Origin of the sequence: Mycobacterium sp. UM_Kg27 (assembly GCF_000972905.1) — a bacterium.
Classification (GTDB): Bacteria; Actinomycetota; Actinomycetes; order Mycobacteriales; family Mycobacteriaceae; genus Mycobacterium.
This window is the reverse complement of the sequence record NZ_JRMM01000037.1, coordinates 1-16,013: the sequence shown is the minus strand read 5'-3', so window position 1 is coordinate 16,013 and position 16,013 is coordinate 1. Positions and strand designations below refer to the sequence as shown.

General features: G+C 65.4%; 19 protein-coding genes. 9 read left to right on the top strand and 10 right to left on the bottom strand.

The window, feature by feature from the left end:
- Window positions 1-14 precede the first annotated feature (14 nt).
- The 3 genes from LI94_RS23080 (at window position 15) to LI94_RS24450 (ending at window position 897) form a co-directional block, all read left to right on the top strand.
- Entirely contained in the window at window positions 15-365 is a 351-nt protein-coding gene (locus tag LI94_RS23080; protein ID WP_152664787.1) for a DUF732 domain-containing protein, read from the top strand.
- A gap of 149 nt (window positions 366-514) precedes the next feature.
- Entirely contained in the window at window positions 515-811 is a 297-nt protein-coding gene (locus tag LI94_RS08420; protein ID WP_239651182.1) for a VOC family protein, read from the top strand.
- Window positions 808-897, top strand: a complete 90-nt coding sequence (locus LI94_RS24450) for a VOC family protein (protein WP_239651181.1) — start codon at window positions 808-810, stop codon at window positions 895-897. The genes LI94_RS08420 and LI94_RS24450 overlap by 4 nt, the downstream gene beginning before the upstream one ends.
- A 7-nt stretch (window positions 898-904) precedes the next feature.
- On the opposite strand, the gene LI94_RS08415 is transcribed toward LI94_RS24450, so the two are convergent.
- Entirely contained in the window at window positions 905-1,579 is a 675-nt protein-coding gene (locus tag LI94_RS08415) for a helix-turn-helix domain-containing protein (protein ID WP_046300907.1), read from the bottom strand.
- A 96-nt stretch (window positions 1,580-1,675) separates the two neighbouring features.
- Between LI94_RS08415 and LI94_RS08410 the strand changes: the two genes are divergently transcribed.
- On the top strand, window positions 1,676-2,515 hold the full coding sequence (locus LI94_RS08410; protein ID WP_192830942.1) for a methyltransferase domain-containing protein: 840 nt from the start codon (window positions 1,676-1,678) through the stop codon (window positions 2,513-2,515).
- Between the two features lie 5 nt (window positions 2,516-2,520).
- Here the strand turns inward: LI94_RS08410 and LI94_RS08405 are convergent, their stop codons facing one another.
- Together LI94_RS08405 and LI94_RS08400 are read right to left on the bottom strand one after the other, a co-directional pair.
- On the bottom strand, window positions 2,521-3,762 hold the full coding sequence (locus LI94_RS08405) for an amidohydrolase family protein (RefSeq protein ID WP_046300905.1): 1,242 nt from the start codon (window positions 3,760-3,762) through the stop codon (window positions 2,521-2,523).
- 260 nt (window positions 3,763-4,022) lie between these two features.
- Complete coding sequence (locus LI94_RS08400; RefSeq protein WP_046300904.1) at window positions 4,023-4,409, bottom strand: DUF5997 family protein; 387 nt, start codon at window positions 4,407-4,409, stop codon at window positions 4,023-4,025.
- Between the two features lie 28 nt (window positions 4,410-4,437).
- Between LI94_RS08400 and LI94_RS08395 the strand changes: the two genes are divergently transcribed.
- Complete coding sequence (locus tag LI94_RS08395) at window positions 4,438-5,151, top strand: LysR family substrate-binding domain-containing protein (RefSeq protein WP_046300903.1); 714 nt, start codon at window positions 4,438-4,440, stop codon at window positions 5,149-5,151.
- 14 nt (window positions 5,152-5,165) lie between these two features.
- Here LI94_RS08395 and nrdF (LI94_RS08390) read toward each other — a convergent pair whose 3' ends face one another.
- The 4 genes from nrdF (LI94_RS08390) to LI94_RS08375 all read right to left on the bottom strand — a co-directional run bounded on the left by nrdF (LI94_RS08390) (window position 5,166) and on the right by LI94_RS08375 (window position 8,581).
- Complete coding sequence (gene nrdF, locus LI94_RS08390) at window positions 5,166-6,125, bottom strand: class 1b ribonucleoside-diphosphate reductase subunit beta (protein WP_082105702.1); 960 nt, start codon at window positions 6,123-6,125, stop codon at window positions 5,166-5,168.
- A 3-nt stretch (window positions 6,126-6,128) separates the two neighbouring features.
- Window positions 6,129-6,764: a superoxide dismutase gene (locus tag LI94_RS08385; protein WP_046300918.1), complete on the bottom strand. Its 636-nt coding sequence runs from the start codon at window positions 6,762-6,764 to the stop codon at window positions 6,129-6,131.
- A gap of 273 nt (window positions 6,765-7,037) precedes the next feature.
- Complete coding sequence (locus LI94_RS08380) at window positions 7,038-7,316, bottom strand: hypothetical protein (RefSeq protein WP_046300901.1); 279 nt, start codon at window positions 7,314-7,316, stop codon at window positions 7,038-7,040.
- Window positions 7,317-7,399: 83 nt separating this feature from the next.
- Window positions 7,400-8,581, bottom strand: coding sequence for an NAD(P)/FAD-dependent oxidoreductase (locus LI94_RS08375; protein WP_046300917.1), 1,182 nt, complete (start codon window positions 8,579-8,581; stop codon window positions 7,400-7,402).
- A gap of 66 nt (window positions 8,582-8,647) precedes the next feature.
- On the opposite strand from LI94_RS08375, the gene LI94_RS08370 reads away from it, so the two are divergent.
- Window positions 8,648-9,385 (top strand): TetR/AcrR family transcriptional regulator, encoded by a 738-nt coding sequence (locus LI94_RS08370; RefSeq protein WP_024440239.1) that lies wholly within the window; start codon window positions 8,648-8,650, stop codon window positions 9,383-9,385.
- A 29-nt stretch (window positions 9,386-9,414) separates the two neighbouring features.
- Here LI94_RS08370 and LI94_RS08365 read toward each other — a convergent pair whose 3' ends face one another.
- The gene (locus LI94_RS08365; RefSeq protein ID WP_192830941.1) at window positions 9,415-10,890 is read right to left on the bottom strand and encodes a cellulase family glycosylhydrolase; all 1,476 of its coding nucleotides are present in this window, start codon (window positions 10,888-10,890) and stop codon (window positions 9,415-9,417) included.
- 36 nt (window positions 10,891-10,926) lie between these two features.
- Here LI94_RS08365 and LI94_RS08360 point away from each other — a divergent pair, with 36 nt between their 5' ends.
- Complete coding sequence (locus LI94_RS08360; RefSeq protein ID WP_046300900.1) at window positions 10,927-12,441, top strand: NAD(P)/FAD-dependent oxidoreductase; 1,515 nt, start codon at window positions 10,927-10,929, stop codon at window positions 12,439-12,441.
- Between the two features lie 97 nt (window positions 12,442-12,538).
- Window positions 12,539-13,513: a class 1b ribonucleoside-diphosphate reductase subunit beta gene (gene nrdF / locus LI94_RS08355; RefSeq protein ID WP_024440234.1), complete on the top strand. Its 975-nt coding sequence runs from the start codon at window positions 12,539-12,541 to the stop codon at window positions 13,511-13,513.
- Between the two features lie 41 nt (window positions 13,514-13,554).
- Here nrdF (LI94_RS08355) and LI94_RS08350 read toward each other — a convergent pair whose 3' ends face one another.
- Together LI94_RS08350 and LI94_RS08345 are read right to left on the bottom strand one after the other, a co-directional pair.
- Window positions 13,555-14,256: a nitroreductase family protein gene (locus tag LI94_RS08350; RefSeq protein ID WP_046300899.1), complete on the bottom strand. Its 702-nt coding sequence runs from the start codon at window positions 14,254-14,256 to the stop codon at window positions 13,555-13,557.
- Window positions 14,257-14,273: 17 nt separating this feature from the next.
- Window positions 14,274-14,924: an HD domain-containing protein gene (locus LI94_RS08345; protein WP_046300898.1), complete on the bottom strand. Its 651-nt coding sequence runs from the start codon at window positions 14,922-14,924 to the stop codon at window positions 14,274-14,276.
- A gap of 185 nt (window positions 14,925-15,109) precedes the next feature.
- Here LI94_RS08345 and LI94_RS08340 point away from each other — a divergent pair.
- On the top strand, window positions 15,110-16,013 hold a 904-nt coding region (locus tag LI94_RS08340; protein ID WP_046300915.1), incomplete at its 3' end, for an MFS transporter.

The following is a 16,013-nucleotide window of genomic DNA, read 5'->3' as shown; positions in this document are numbered from 1 at the left end:
AGGAAAGGCGGCATATGGCCCAGGTCAAAGCGCGGTGCTCGCGGATCATGCTGGCAACAGTCCTTCTCTCGACTCTCCCTTCACTGGCAGTTGGTACCGCACACGCCGACGCCAACAGCTACCTCCGGGAGGTGCACAACACGGTGAGGGTCCGGTTACGGGATAACCAGGCGCTGCAATTGGGTCATGAAGCATGTCACGTCCTGCGCAAGGGGCCGGATGGACGGACAATCCCCGAGTCGCGCGGTGAGGCCGCTCAAGTCGTCAGCAGGGCAGCACGCAAGCTGGGTGTGAACCGCCACGACGGCCTGGATCGTGGAAGCGTCAGCCGTCTGGTCGATTCCGCCGAACGCTACCTGTGTTGATCGGCCAGCCGAATTATCTTGATCGGGCGGGGAACCAGCAGTGAAAGGTCGGCAGGGCACTTCGAAACGATTGCAGGCCAGGGAATATTGCTCCCCGGCCCGCTTCTTTTTCCGAGCCTGGCCCTGACTGCGTGGATAGGGTGGGCTGCGTGACCCGGATCAGACCGTTCCTCATGCTCCAGGGCGGCACCGCCGGCGTCGCGATCGAGATGTATCTGGCCGCGTTCCCGGGCGCCTCGGTGGTGTGCTCGACCCCGCACCCCGAACCGGCCAGCGGCATCATGCTGGCCGAGCTGGATCTGGCCGGGCTACGCGTGCTGGTCAGCGACAGTGCGGTCAAGCACGGTTTCGACTTCACCCCGTCGAGCTCGCTGTTCGTGGACGTCGCCGATCGCGCGGAGCTGGAACGGCTGGTGGCCGAACTGGGGAGGGCGGCGCCACTTTGATGCCGCTCGATGATTACGGCTTCTCCACCGCGTTCGCTTGGGTCAACGACCGATTCGGGGTGTCCTGGCAGCTCAACCTGCCCTGAGCGATATTCAGGCCGGCCGGGGGACCGCGGCCGATCTGCCCTGCCCGAGCCAGGTGGGAATGGCGCGACGGACATCAGTAGTTCCCGACAGGGCGACACTGCCGTCGTGCATGGCGTGTGACCAGCCGACGTCGCCGCGCCAGATCCGGGTCAGGACCCGCAGGCTGGTCTCGACAGTGCCGGTCACCTCGTAGCCGGGGTCGAAGTCACACACCTCGGCTTTGCCATCGGCAACCACCAGCCACCACCGCGACGCCTTGGCGGCCACTCCCTCGAGAACGAACTGCAGCGTCGTGCGTGACCGCGGCCAGGCGCCGACTGGGATGGTGCGGCGGATGTCCCAGAACAACAGGTGCGGGTCGAGGTCGGCGTCGCCGAGGTCGCTGATCCAGCGCACCCCCCACGCGGTGAGCGCCTCCACCGCGCCGGCCAGATCCTGGCCGCATGGGGTCAGCGAATACGTTGCACGGCCGTCGATTTCGGTGCGCTCGACAACGCCGGCGCGGACAAGTGACTTGAGTCGCTTGGACAGCAGCGCCGGTGACATCTTGGGCACACCGCGACGTAGATCGTTGAAGTGGGTGCTGCCGAGCAACAGTTCACGCACCACCAGCAAGGTCCAGCGTTCGTCGAGCAGCTCCATGGCCTTGGCCATCGGACAGAACTGGTCGTATCCCGACATCTGCGTTCCTTTCGTGGATCGCCCGAATCTATGGTCTCGCAGCAGGCCTGCCCAGTACAGATCTAGAACTGGAGGCGTCCGCCGGCCGGACCGACGATGGGTTCACCGGGGCGAGAGGAAGAACCGATGAACGCGGTAGTGAAGGACTTCGAGGACAAGCACCGTGCGTTGTGGGCGCTAGGTGACTATGCGGCGATAGCCACCGACGTGGTTTCACCGTTGGGGCCGGTACTCGTGACGGCCTGCGGAATCCGGCGGCAGGACCGAGTGCTCGACGTCGCTGCCGGAACCGGCAATGCCGCGATCCCCGCGGCGGCCACCGGCGCCCACGTGGTGGCCAGCGACCTCTGCCCGCAGTTGCTGCAGCAGGGCCGCACGAAGGCCGCCGAACAGGGTGTCGTGCTGGACTGGCACGAGGCCAACGCCGAGACGCTGCCGTTCGATGACGATGAGTTCGACGTGGTGATGTCCTGTATCGGCGTGATGTTCGCACCACACCATCAATCGGCTGCCGACGAATTGATCCGAGTCTGCCGGCCCGGTGGCCGCATCGGTGTGATCAGTTGGACGCCAGAGGGTTTCATCGGCCAGCTGTTCGCGGCCATGAAGCCGTACGTGCCGCCTCCACCGGTGGGAGCGTCCGCGCCACCGCTGTGGGGCAGCGAGCCCTACGTGCGTGCGCTACTGGGCGAGGCGGTTGGTGATGTTGCGACCGAACGCCGGGTGCTCACGGTCTCGGTCTTCGGCGACGGCGTCGCGTTGCGCGAGTACTTCAAGGCGAACTACGGGCCGACGATCGCGGCCTACCGGGGTATCGCCGAGGACCCGGATCGCGTGGCCGCACTTGACGCCGACATCGCGGCGCTGGCCGATCGCGCGCTGCGGCGCGGGTCCATGGACTGGGAATACCTGTTGCTGACTGCGCGTAGGTGCTGACTTGGTCAGGGGGTACGGAATCCGCCCCGATTGCCCACCGTGCGGCCGTCTTTGACCACCAGCAGGATGTTGTCCGGGTTGCCGACCGAGTCGATGTCATCGAGCGGATTACCCCGCACCACCACCAGATCGGCGGTCTTGCCGGCCTCGACGGTGCCCAGGGTGTCGTCCACCCCGCACAGCTGAGCCGAGGTCCGAGTGCCTGCGACGATCGCCTGCATCGGTGTCAGTCCGCCGAATTTGACGAGCAGGCCGAGCTCCTTGAGGTTCGTACCGTGGTCGGGAGACAGGCCGGCATCGGTCCCTACCGCGATCCGGACGCCGGCGGCGGCCGATGCGGCAATCGACTCCTGGGCTATGGCATGCCATTTCGCGCTCTTGGCGGCACCGGCGGCCGAGGCGGTCACCGGGGTCATCGTCTCCAACAGGGTGGGCACCAGGAAGGTGCCCTGAGCGACCATCTGTTGGCGTAGTTCGTCGTCGAGGGCGTAGCCGTGTTCGATGCTGTGTACCCCTGCCTCGACCGCGGCGCGGATCCCGGCATAGCCGATGGCGTGGGCGGCCACCGGCCGGCCACCATAGTCCCGGCCCACCTCGACGATCGCGGCGATCGTCTCGCGGCGCACGCCCAGCCAACTCGGGTCGTCGCTGGGGGAGGCCACTCCGCCGCTGGAGGCCACCTTGATCACGTCAGCGCCCTCCCGGATCAGCTCGCGGGCCCGCTGCCGTGCCGCATCGACGGAGTCCACCAGAAAGCCGCCGACCAACGGAGTGAGGTCCAAACCGCAGGGTATGTGGAAGTCGGCGTGCCCGCCGCTCTGGCTGAGCATGTTGACGGCAACCAGTAGACGCGGCCCCGCGATCAGCCCGTCGGCAACCGCGTCACGCACGCCGACGTCGATACCCATCAGGTCACGCGCGGTGGTGACCCCGTTCTCCAGGGTCGTCCGCAGCCGTTTGATCAGCTCGAAGTGCCGGTAGGAGACCGGTCGCAGCGCCATCTCCAGCGGGCTGCCGGTGGGTCCGGGCAGACTGAAATGGACGTGGCAGTCGAAGAAACCGGGACAGACCGTATTGCCGCCCAGGTCGACGGTCACGGTGTCCGGGGCTGTTGCCGGCGCCGGGACGTCGGCGACCGGCCCCGCCCAGCTGATCTTGTCGCCGTCGACGAGCACGGCCGCGTCGGGAACGGCATCGTTTCCGGTGCCGTCGATCAGTGTTGTGTTACGCAGCAGGATGTTAGCCATAGTGGCTCAGATTCCACCAAGGCGTGCGGGGAAAAGCAATGACACACTTTGAAACGCAACGACGTTTCAGACGTGACGCTAGTCGGACTTGTTGGCGGCCTCGCAGGACCGTCAGGGTGCCCGTCCGCCGAATTGACCGATTCCTGATCTTTGACCGTCGGCTACCGACCCTCATCGCACGTTCTGACTCAGCGCATTTGGACTCAGCAGGGCAGCGGGGTCCCGGTGAACAGATCGGTGCCGCAGCGCCTGTCTGAGGATCAGTTCTCGCGAGTTTGGTCGGCATGCAGCGCCTTGATGCGCCGCTGCTCGCGCAGGACTTCCTGGTAGCTCTCGCGCTCGGCGACCAGCCACTCCGGCTTCTCTTCGAGCAGCGCAGCGATCTGCTCGGTGGTCAGCACATTGTCCACGCCGCTACGGGTCAGACCGGAGATCGAGATGCCCAGCTTGGCGGCCACCAGGTTCTTCGGGTGCGGCCCGTTCTTACGCAGGTCCTTGAGCCACTGGGGCGGTTCGGCCTGCAAGGCGGCCAGTTCGGTGCGGGTGATCGCGTTCTCCTGGAACTCCGCTGGCGTCGCGGGCAGGTACACGTCCAGCTTCTTGGCCGCCGTGGCGGGTTTCATGGACTGTGCGTTCGGCCTGCTCATGGCGCAAGCCTATCGGTAGCCTGATGCGGTGAACCCGCCTTCCCTCACGCTCGGCTACGTCCCTGGCGGGACGCCCGCAAAGTGGGGACGAGTCTGGGCGGAGCGGCATCCGGACGTTCCGTTGCTGCTGCATACCGTTGAAGCCGCAGACGCGGCCGCTGCGGTGCGGGCCGGCACCGTCGATGTGGCGCTGCTGCGGCCAATGTCCGACACCTCAGGGCTGGCTGTCATTCCGCTCTACGAGGAGACGACGGTGGCTGTGGTGCCCAAGGACCACGTCTTCAATGCCGTCGATGAGATCACCTCGGCGGACCTCGACGGCGAGCCGCTGCTGCTCCCACTCGATGACGTCGTCGCCTGGGCGGACGCGCCCGGCAACCCGATCGATCATCGCCCTGAAACTACTAAGGACGCCATAGAACTCGTCGCAGCCGGGCTGGGCGCGCTGATCGTTCCGCAGTCGTTGGCGCGGCTGTATCACCGCAAGGACCTCACCTACCGTCCGATCAGCGATGCGCCCACCTGCCCGGTGTCGCTCGCCTTCGCAGAAGGACCGCAGCCGGCGCTGGTTGAAGAGTTCGTCGGCATTGTGCGGGGTCGCAAACCCGGTTCGTCGCGGGGACAGTCCCAGCCGGCACCCAAACGCACCGCGCGCGAGAAGACCCTTGCCAAGCAGGCCGCCCGAGCGGCTGCCGGCAACACCGCGCGCAAGCCGGGCGGAGCCGGTCGCGGTCGACGCTGACGCAACCGTCGAGTTCAAAAGTCCCAGTCGTCATCTGTGGTGGGCTGCTGCGCGCCGATGACGTACGAGCTGCCCGAACCGGAGAAGAAGTCATGGTTCTCGGCGGCCCCGGGGTCGAGGGCCGACATGATCTCGGCCGGCACTCGACAGTCATCGGCCGGGAACAACGGGGCGAGACCGAGGTTGGCCAGCGCCTTGTTGGCGTTATAGCGCATGTACGGCAGGACTGGCTCGGTCATGCCTAGTGGGTCGTATAAGTCTCGGGCATAGTCGATCTCGTTCTCATAGAGCTCGGTGAGCATCGAGTACGCGAAGTCGGCCAGCTCGGTGCGGCGCTGCGCGGTGGCCGTGTGCATGCCCTGCTGGAACTTGTAGCCGACGTAGAAGCCGTGCACTGCTTCGTCGCGGATGATCAGCCGGATGATGTCGGCGGTGTTGGTCAGGATCGAACGTGATGCCCAATGCAGCGGCAGATAGAAGCCGCTGTAGAACATGAACGACTCCAGCATCACCGAGCTGATCTTCTTCTTCAGTGGGTCGTCGCCCCGGTAGTAGTCGCGCACGATGTGGGCCTTGCGCTGCAGGAAAGTGTTTTCTCGCGACCATGCGAACGCCGCGGTGATCTCGGGTGTCGAGCACAGGGTGGAGAAGATGGAGCTGTAGCTCTTGGCGTGGACCGACTCCATGAACGCCATGTTGGTGTAGACCGCCTCCTCGTGCGGTGTGGCGGAGTCGGCGAGCATTTCGATGCACCCGACGGTGCCCTGCATGGTGTCGAGCAGGGTCAGCCCGGTGAACACCCGGATGGTCAGGGTCTGCTGTTCGGGGGTCAGGGTGTGCCAGCTGGGCAGGTCGTTGGAGAGCGGAACCTTCTCCGGCAGCCAGAAGTTCGCGGTGAGCCTGTTCCAGACGTCTAGGTCCCGCTGGTCGGCGATGTCGTTCCAGTTGATCGCCTCGATCGGATCGACGGTCACGATCTAGCCTACGTCGCCGGTGAACAGTGTCGGTGCGCGTCCGGCGCGGGCGGCGTCGAATCGCTCGGCGACGTCGGTCCAGTTGATCAGTGTCCACAACCGGTCGATGTAATCGGTCTTGACGTTGCGGTAGTGGAGGTAGAACGCATGCTCCCAGGCGTCGAACACCAACAGCGGGGTGCTGGTCGGGACCACGGTGATGTGGTGGTCGTGGATCTGGTTGACCACCAACCGTGCCCCGAGTGGATCCCAGGCCAGCGCGCCCCAGCCTGATCCCTGCACGCTGGCGGTGGCCGCCGTCAGTTCGGCCCGGAAGCCATCGAAGTCGCCGAAAGAGTCGTCGATCGCGGCGGCGAGCTCCCCATCGGGCCGGTCGCCACCCTCGGGGGACAGGTTGGTCCAGAACATCGAATGCAAGCTGTGGCCAGCCAGGTGAAAGGCCAGGGTGCGTTCGAGTCCGGGCAGATGTGAGAAGTCGCGGGCCGCACGGATCTCGCCGAGTCGTTCCAAGGTCGCGTTCGCGCCGTTGACGTAGGCGGCGTGATGCTTGCCGTGGTGCAGCGCCATGATCTCGCCGCTGATGGCGGGCTCGAGATCGCCGTAGTCGTAGGTCAGATCAGGAAGTTGGTAGACCGGCATCGCGTGGTTCTCCTCGTACGGGTGGGGCTGCTGCGCCTTCACACGGTAGCGTGATTTCGGGTAGCCAAACAAATAATTATGGATAGCCATATCTGCTGGGTTGCCGAGCGGCGCCTCGTCGCATGTGGTGAGCCGCTGCGGAGCTCAGCGGCTCAGCGGCGCAGGCCGAGCCGCAGCCGGATGAGGTCGTGCCGTGCACGCCGGCCCGGTGGTGGAGTGGGAAGCCGGAGTCTTCTCGGCGGTGTTCAATGCCGCGATCGTGGTGGCCTGCATCTACTCGTCCACGCCAACTAAGTAACGCGAAACGGCTGCGCCACAAGCGAACCCGAAACCATTTTCCACGACCGATGCTGCGCGGGATGAGCTGCTCGCTTCGTCGGCAACGGGGCAGATCAATCGGCCCACGTCGACAACCCGCTCACCGACCAACATCATGGTGCCGCATTCCGGATCGTGGACGCCGACATCGGTGCGGTGAGCGGGCAGGACCATGTCATGGCCGTAGCGGCTGGTTGTGTTGCCCCAGTGTCGACCACGTTGATTGATCAGCACATCGCGTCCGGTTTCCGGCCCGCCCGACCAGTTCCCGCGACGCGACCCGTTCGTAGCTGACTGCGCAGCGAGCCGTCTCCAGCTCAGTGGGAGTGCGCCGGCCCTTCCTGGCCTTTGTACAGCCGGGCGAGCAGCATATCGCGGAATCGGGCATTGTCGAGCAGTTTGAGTCCGGCGCTGGCCACAGCCGGCTTGCCGGCAAGTTTGTGAAAGAACCGGCCGCGCCTGTACTCCCGGCCCCAGGCAGCTTCCATCCGCTGCGCGTAATTGGTGAAATCGTCGGGCCCGCCGTTGAGCAGCGCCGCCACCGCACACTCGCCGGCGGCCAGCCCCGACTCCAGCGCCTTGGAGATCCCGGCACCCGAGGTCGGCCGGCCCGCACCCAGGGAGTCCCCGGTGAACAGCACCCCGGGCCGCCACGGCGGCCACGCGGTGAAGCCCATCGGCAGGCGCCAGGCGCGCACGGTCTTGGACTGCTTGAGCTCGGTGATCGACGGGAGTTCCCACTCCCGGGGCAGGGTCTCGAGGAAGTCGCCGAGGAAGTGCGTGGCGTTGATGGCCTGCCAGTTCTTGTAGCTGTTGACGTAGCCCAAGCCGATGTTGACCCGGCCATCACCCAGCGGGAACACCCACCCGTAGCCGGGCAGTTGGTCGCCCTGAAACACCAGCTTCAAGTAGATGTCGAGGGAGTCGACGTCGGGCCGGACGGCCGGCATCTCGGCGCGGATCGCGATCGCGGAGTAGCCGTTGTAGTCCGAGTCGAGATTCAGTGCCCGCTTGATCGGCGAGTAGGCACCGTCGGCGGCGATCACCGCATCCGCCAGCACCTTTTCCCCGCTCTTGAGCAGCACCCCGGTCACGCGGCCGGTGTCGTCGAGGACCGGGCCGGCGGCCTCGGCGGACTGCCGAATCTCGGCACCGGCGGATTCGGCGTGCTTGAGCAGCAACGTGTCCAGGTCTGGCCGGCGTGCGACGTAGCCATGGTCGGGCATGCCGGGTCGGCGTGGGAACGACAGTTCCCACTCGCTGGGGCTGTACACCTTCACACGGTTGACCCGGTGGAACTTTTCCACCTGCTCGGCCAGGCCCATTTTCTGCAGGTAGCTGACCGCGCGTGCGGTCAGTCCGTCGCCGCACGGCTTGTCCCGCGGGAACTCCGCCTTGTCCAAGACGACGACGCTCGCGCCGGCCTGCCTGGCCTGCCAGGCGGCCGCCGACCCTGCTGGACCTCCGCCGACAACTGCAAGGTCGAATCGCTGCACCACAGCGGCGATGTTAGCCGACGGCCGGTCTGCCCAGGTCAGCGGCGGCAACGCGGTAAGGTGCTTGACGTGCGCGGAACGACGAGACCCAAGCCGACCGAAAACGGCGGGCAGAAGGTTGACGCGCGCAGCGAGCGTTGGCGCGAGCATCGCAAGAAGGTCCGCCGCGAGATCGTCGACGCCGCATTCCGGTCCATCGACCGGCTCGGCCCTGAAGTCAGCGTGCGTGAGATCGCCGAAGAAGCCGGCACCGCCAAGCCCAAGATCTACCGGCATTTCGCCGACAAGGACGACCTGTTCGAGGCGGTCGGGGCTCGGCTGCGCGACGACCTGTGGACAGCGATCTTCGCCTCCATCGATGTCGCCACCAATTCGCTGCGCGACATCGTCCAGCGCAGCGTGGAAGAGTACGTCGCCTTGGTCGACGAGCACCCCAATGTGCTGCGGTTCTTCATCCAGGGGCGGGCGCGCGCGCAGGCCGAGTCGCGGATGCGGGCACTCAACGAAGGCCGGACCATCACCCTGGCGATGGCCGAGATGATCAACAACGAACTGCAGGACCTGGATCTCAACCGCGGCGCGCTGGATCTGGCCGCGTTTGCGGCTTTCGGAAGCGCGACCTCGGCCACCGACTGGTGGTTGGGCCCGGAACTGGACAGCCCCCGGCGCATGCCGCGCGACACCTTCGTGGCCTACCTGACGACCATCATGATCAGCGTCGTCAGCGGCACCGCTCAGAACCTCGGCATCGTGATGGACCCCGACCAACCGATTCAGTCGGCGGTTCGCAGCCAGCCGGTCGCCTGACTGCCTGTTCGGCTGATCCGAGCGGGTCTTTAGAACCCGAGGTCGAGCAAGAGGCTGATGGTGTCCACGACCAGTGGTTTGGTGGCCTCCAGAAATTGGGTGGTGGCTGCGGTGATGAAGTCGGACAACGCGGTGAATGCCTGCTGCAGGGGCTCCGGCAGCACTTGGTAGAGCGCCCCCATGAGGGCGTTGGGGATGATCAGACTCTGATTGATCACGCCGGAGACCAGCGAGGCCAGCTGGATGTATACCACCTCGGCTTCGGGCAGCGGTGGGGCGGTGTAGTCCGGCAGGGCGCCGTTGGCGCTGGCGGCGATCAGGTTGGCCAGCACCTCGGCGGCTGGTTTGGGCGTGCCGTCGTCGGTGAACAGGCCGAAATTGGCCTCGTGGTTAAGCATTCCGGTCGCCACGTCTTGGGCGCTGTAGACAAACGCCGGGCCGGCGAACGGGAGCTTGGACCAGGCGATCAGGAAGTCTTCGAGGAAGCTGGCCTGCACGGTCTCGCTCACACCGAACACCGGGGTGGTGGGATGGCCGTACTCGGTGGCCCAGATTTTCAGAGCGCCGTCACCGTTGGCGGCCATGATCGCATTCAGGGCCAAGACCTGGTCCAGAGGCGAGTTGGTCACGCCCAGTCCGGCGGAGAACGGCAGCGTGTAGTGGTAGGGGTGGTAGCTCACCGCGTCGAAATAGCCGTGGGCCCCACTGGCGTACATCTGCTCCAGGAACTCTTGGGGACTGACGCTGAGCCCCGCGATGGTGGTGGTCGCGCCCAACGCTCCCGCCAGCACGATGGCGTCGGGGTCGACCTCTTTGATCGCGGTATAGGCCGCCTGCAGCACGCTGGTGTAGGACTCGGCGCTGACCGGGGAGTAGAAGATCACTCCATTGGGCTCGTTCCAGATCTCATAGGACGAGATCTCGCCGCTATAGCGTTCGGCGACCTCGGCGGCGAAATTCGCATAGGCGGTCGGGTGTGGTGCGCCAGAGATGACGGGACCGTCCCAGGCGGGCGTGCCGGTGATGGCAGCAGTGATCGTGAAGCCCATCGAATGCGCCGTGTTGATCACGTTGTCCATTTGGGCCCAGTCGTAGGTGGTGGCCATGGGCTGGATGTAGAGCCACGGCACCCCCAGGCGCAGATCGGTGACCCCGAGATCGCGGATCTCGCTGAGCTGGGCGACGAGGTCGGCTTGGTTCAGGTTGTACAGCTCGGAGTCGGCCACCCCGAAAACCTGGGTGCTGACATCGCTGGTCTCGGTGTTGACCAGGGTGATCGTCTCGAGGTGGATTACCTGCGGTGCCGCGACCGGCGGGGCGGTGCCGGGGTGGGCCGTGGGAATGCTGGCGGCGCCGGTCAGAGTTGCGACGGCCAGGATGGCCGCGGCGAGTGCCGTGTGGATGCGACGCACAGTGATCAACGGGACCGCCTCGACAGTGATGGTGGGTTGAGCGTAGCGCCGGTGCGGGTTGCCCGTTGACGGGTTCAGATCCGGCAAAGACACTGAACAGCGATACCCCAAAAGGGAGGGAGGGGCGCGATGACGCTGACCGATTCCACCGCCGAGGACGCCGGCCAACGTGCAGCGATCCGCACGCGGGCACTCATCATCGGGACCGGTTTTTCCGGCCTGGGTATGGCGATTGCGCTGCAGAAGCAGGGTGTGGAGTTCCTCATCCTGGAAAAGGCCGACGAAGTCGGCGGGACGTGGCGGGACAACACCTACCCGGGCTGCGCCTGCGACGTGCCGTCGCACCTCTACTCGTTCTCCTTCGAGCCGAAGGCCACCTGGAGCAAGCTGTTTTCGCCGCAGCCGGAGATCTTCGACTACCTCAAGGGCGTCACCGACAAGTACGGGCTGCGCCGCCATATCCGATTCGGTGAGCGCGTCGAACGTGCGCATTGGGACGACGGCGAGTACCGCTGGCACGTGTTCACCGATACCGGGCAGGAATACATCGCGCAGTTCGTCATCTCCGGTGCCGGCGGATTGCATATCCCGCGGCTGCCCGAGATCGAGGGCATCGAGCAGTTCGAGGGTGCGATGTTCCACTCCGCCCAGTGGGATCACAGTGTCGAATTGGCCGGTAAGAAGGTCGCGGTGATCGGCACCGGCGCCAGTGCCATCCAGATCGTTCCGGAGCTGGTGCGCAATGCCGATGTCGCGCAGGTACAGCTGTATCAGCGCACCCCGCCGTGGGTGGTACCGCGGCCCAACTCGCCCTTCCCGCGGGCGCTGCTCAAAGCCTTCGCGAGTGTGCCGGGGCTCCGGCTGGCGGTGCGCTGGGGGATCTATTGGTGGCTGGAAGGCCTGGGCTACGCGATGACCAAACGCCCCAGCCTGCTGCGTGCCGTCGAACTGGTCGCGAAATGGAACATCCGACGCAACGTGCGCGACAAGGAGCTGCGTCGCCGGCTCACACCGAACTACCGCGCCGGCTGCAAACGAATCTTGTACTCGCCCAACTACTACCAGGCGGTAGCCGACCCGAAGACGACGCTAATCACCGAACGGATCGCCCGGATCACTCCGGCCGGGATCGTCACCGCCGACGGCGTCGAGCACGCGTGCGACGTCATCGTGGGCGCCACCGGTTTTCACGTCACCGACTCCTACACCTACGTCGACGTGAAGGGCCCGCACGGCGAAGACCTGGTGGATCGTTGGAACCGTGAGGGGGTGGTGGCGCATCACGGGATCGCGGTGGCCGACATGCCCAATCTGTTCTTCCTGCTCGGCCCCAACACCGCGCTCGGTCACACCTCGGTGGTGTTCATGATCGAGTCGCAGATCCGCTACGTCGCACAGGCGATCGCCGCCGTCGACAAGCTCGGTGCGCAGGCGTTGGCGCCCAGCCGGGCCGCCCAGGACCGCTACAACGCCGAGTTGCAGGACAAGCTCGCCGGCTCGGTGTGGATCACCGGCGGCTGCAACAGTTGGTATCTGGACGAGCACGGTGTCAACCGGACCCTGTGGAGCGGTATGACCTGGCAGTACTGGCAGTCCACTCGCACGTTGCGGGCGGGTGAGTACCGTTTTTCGGGCGTCGGGTGACCCGACACGCAGAACACAACTTCTTGTGTTGGCGCGGGTTGTCGGCCCCCAGGGGTAGTGTCAGAGGCCTAGATTCGGCGGGTGAAATGGGGTTCTGGTGTCCGAAAATGTGAAGCTGATCGACCGCACCTCGGCCATCAACTGGAACCGGGTGCAAGACGACAAAGACGCCGAGGTCTGGGACCGCCTGACCGGCAATTTCTGGCTTCCGGAGAAAGTGCCGGTCTCCAACGACCTGCCGTCGTGGGGGACCCTGACCGACAGTGAGAAGCAGCTCACGATGCGGGTGTTCACCGGTCTGACGTTGCTGGACACCATCCAGGGCACGGTCGGGGCGGTCAGCCTGATTCCCGACTCGCTGACCCCGCACGAGCAGGCGGTCTACACCAACATCGCCTTCATGGAGTCGGTGCACGCCAAGAGCTACAGCCAGATCTTCTCCACGCTGTGTTCGACCAGTGAGATCGACGACGCGTTCCGCTGGTCGGAGGAGAACCCCAACCTGCAGCGCAAGGCCGAGATCGTCATGCAGTACTACCGGGGTGACGAGCCGCTCAAGCGGAAGGTGGCATCCACGCTGCTGGAGAGCTTCTTGTTCTACTCCGGCTTCTACCTGCCGATGTACTGGTCGAGCCGGGCCAAGCTGACCAACACCGCGGACATGATCCGGCTGATCATCCGCGACGAGGCGGTGCACGGCTACTACATCGGCTACAAGTATCAGCGCGGGCTGGCCCTCGTCGACGAGGCGAAGCAGGGCGAACTCAAGGAGTACACCTACGACCTGCTCTATGAGCTCTACGAGAACGAGGTCGAGTACACCCAGGATCTGTACGACAATGTCGGCCTGACCGAGGACGTGAAGAAGTTCTTGCGCTACAACGCCAACAAGGCGCTGATGAACCTCGGCTACGAGGCGTTGTTCCCGCGCGAAGAGACCGACGTGAACCCGGCGATCCTGTCGGCGCTGTCGCCCAACGCCGACGAGAACCACGACTTCTTCTCCGGTTCGGGATCGTCGTACGTGATCGGTAAGGCCGTCGTCACCGAAGACGAGGACTGGGAGTTCTAAAGTGTCTGGGCCGTCGCACATTCTGCAACGGCCCGGATGTCTCAACCCGCCGTGGCCAGGCCGGGCGTCACGTGGTCACGTGGCCACAGCGGCTGCGGCACTTCGACGCCGAACGGTGCACCCCAGCGGTTGCGTGATGAAACCTCCTGGACGGGCCGTCGATTGGCCGCCACTCCCCATTTTCCTCGTGGGTAGCCGAGCGCGAGCATCGCCGACATCGTCCAGCCCTCCGCGACAGGCACGCCCAAGAGCTCGTTGACGCGGTCCTCGAAGTTGCGCAGCACCATCGTCATGACGCCGCCGATGCCCTCGGCGCGGGCCGCAAGCAGTGCGCTCCAGATCGCCGGATAGATGTTGGCCCCACCGAGATCGTCGATGGCGAAGACGAACAGCAGCAGCGGGATGTCCTCGAAATGGTCGGCCAGGTAATCTCCGGAGCCCTTCATGCGGCGCATCGTCTCGACATGTTGGGTCGGATCCGCGCCGGGAGCCGGGGCGGCCATCGGCCCCGTACCCGTCGCGAACTTCTGGTACTCGACGGCGCGGCCTTGGCGGAACAACTGGGCCAGCTCGTGTTTGAGTTCTGGGTCGTCGACGGCGAGAAAGTGCCAGCGTTGGGTGTTGCCCCCGTTTGGGGCGCGCACCGCCGCATCCAGGATGCGGGCCTGGGTGTCCAGCAGAATCGGGTCGGGCCGCAGCCGTCGCATCATCCTGGTGGTGTACAGCGCTTCGTGGATCTCCATGTGCCTGCTCCTTTCCGCTACTCGGGCCATGGGCTGTTGAGAATGCTGTCGACTAGGTTGCCGCGTTGGAACGTGGGATCGAAGTGGGCCAGCACGTCATCGTTCATCGTCCCGAACGTGGTCTGCGGACGATGTTTCATACCGTCATTGAAGGCCGCCAGAATGCGGTTCTTGAAGTCGGGCCGCGGATGCGCGGTGACCACTGCGTCGATGTCCGCCGCATCCAGATCCGCGCGGCCCACGCCGACCACATCGGTTTTGACACCCGCTGCGAGCAAAGCGGTTTCGGTGTCGAGCCGTCCGGTGATCTCCGGCGTCGTGTGCAGCGCGATGCCGAGCCACACCTTGTCGACGTCGGCCTGTGCTACGCCGCGCTCCGTCAGGAACTCGCGTGCGGCATCTGCTCCGTCGATCTCGAAACGCTGGGTCGACGTGCGGTAGCGGGTGGTGAGGCCGAAGTCGTGAAACATCGCCGCCACGTAGAGCAGCTCCAGGTCTGTTGGTAGCCCCGCCCGCCGGCCGTGCAGGGCACCGAACAGGAACACTCGCCGGGAGTGGTGGAAGAGCACGTCGTCCTCGGCGCTGCGGACGAACTCGGTTGCTTCGCGGGCGAGCTGCGTGTCGGGTACGACGACGTCCGCGATGCGCTCCGTTCGTCGAGTTGCCATGGCCAGTCTCCTTGCTCGGTCGGTTGCTGACCAGCCTGCGTCCGCTGCGTGTCGGTGAACCGCGGAGAACGAGCCGTTAAAGCCACAGATTGCGACAGGATCGCTGCTACGGGTGGGGAAGCGGGCCGGCATTTTGGACGAATGACGAGCCGATCGCGCTTTGGGGTGCTTGCATGATTTTCGTGATGAGCGCTGATCGACGCGGTAGCGGCGCCGGCCCGGGCGTCAACCTGTTGTTGGCCACCTGGGTCTCGGTCATCTGTTTTTGGGCATGGACGTTGATCGGCCCGCTCTCGACGCAGTACACCGCCGCGATGAAGCTGAGCACCACCGCCCAGGCGCTGCTGGTGGCCACCCCGATCCTGGTCGGAGCGCTGGGCCGGATCGCCACCGGCTTGATGACCGACCGCTTCGGTGGCCGCACGATGTTCATCGGCGTCTCGTTGGCCTCGATTCTTCCGGTGCTGGCGGTCGGGTACGCGGCAAAGATCGGTTCCTATCCGCTGATGCTGGCGGCGGGATTCTTCCTCGGCGTGGCCGGGACCGTCTTTGCGATTGGAATTCCGTTCGCCAACAACTGGTTTGCCCCGCAGCGCCGCGGCTTCGCCACCGGAGTGTTCGGCATGGGCATGGCCGGTACCGCGGTCTCGGCGTTCTTCACTCCGCGGCTGGTGAAGTGGGTGGGGCTGTTCACCACCCATCTCATAGTCGCAGCGGCCCTGGCGATTTCGGTGCTGCTGTGTGTGGTGTTGATGCGCAACGGCCCGCGCTTCGTGCCCAACACCACGCCGGTGCTGCCGAAACTCAAGTCCGCCGCACGGTTGCGGGTGACGTGGGAGATGTCGCTGCTGTACGGACTGGTATTCGGCGGCTTCGTGGCGTTCTGCAGCTACCTGCCCATCTACATCAAGACGGTCTATGACTTCTCCGCGGTAGGCGCGGGGGAGCGCACCGCGGCGTTCGCGCTGGCGGCGGTGCTGGCCCGGCTACTCGGTGGATCGCTGGCTGATCACATCGCGCCCAAGTACGTCGTCTTGGCCTCGCTGGCAGGTATCGCGGCTGTCTCTTATACACATCTGACGCTGCCGA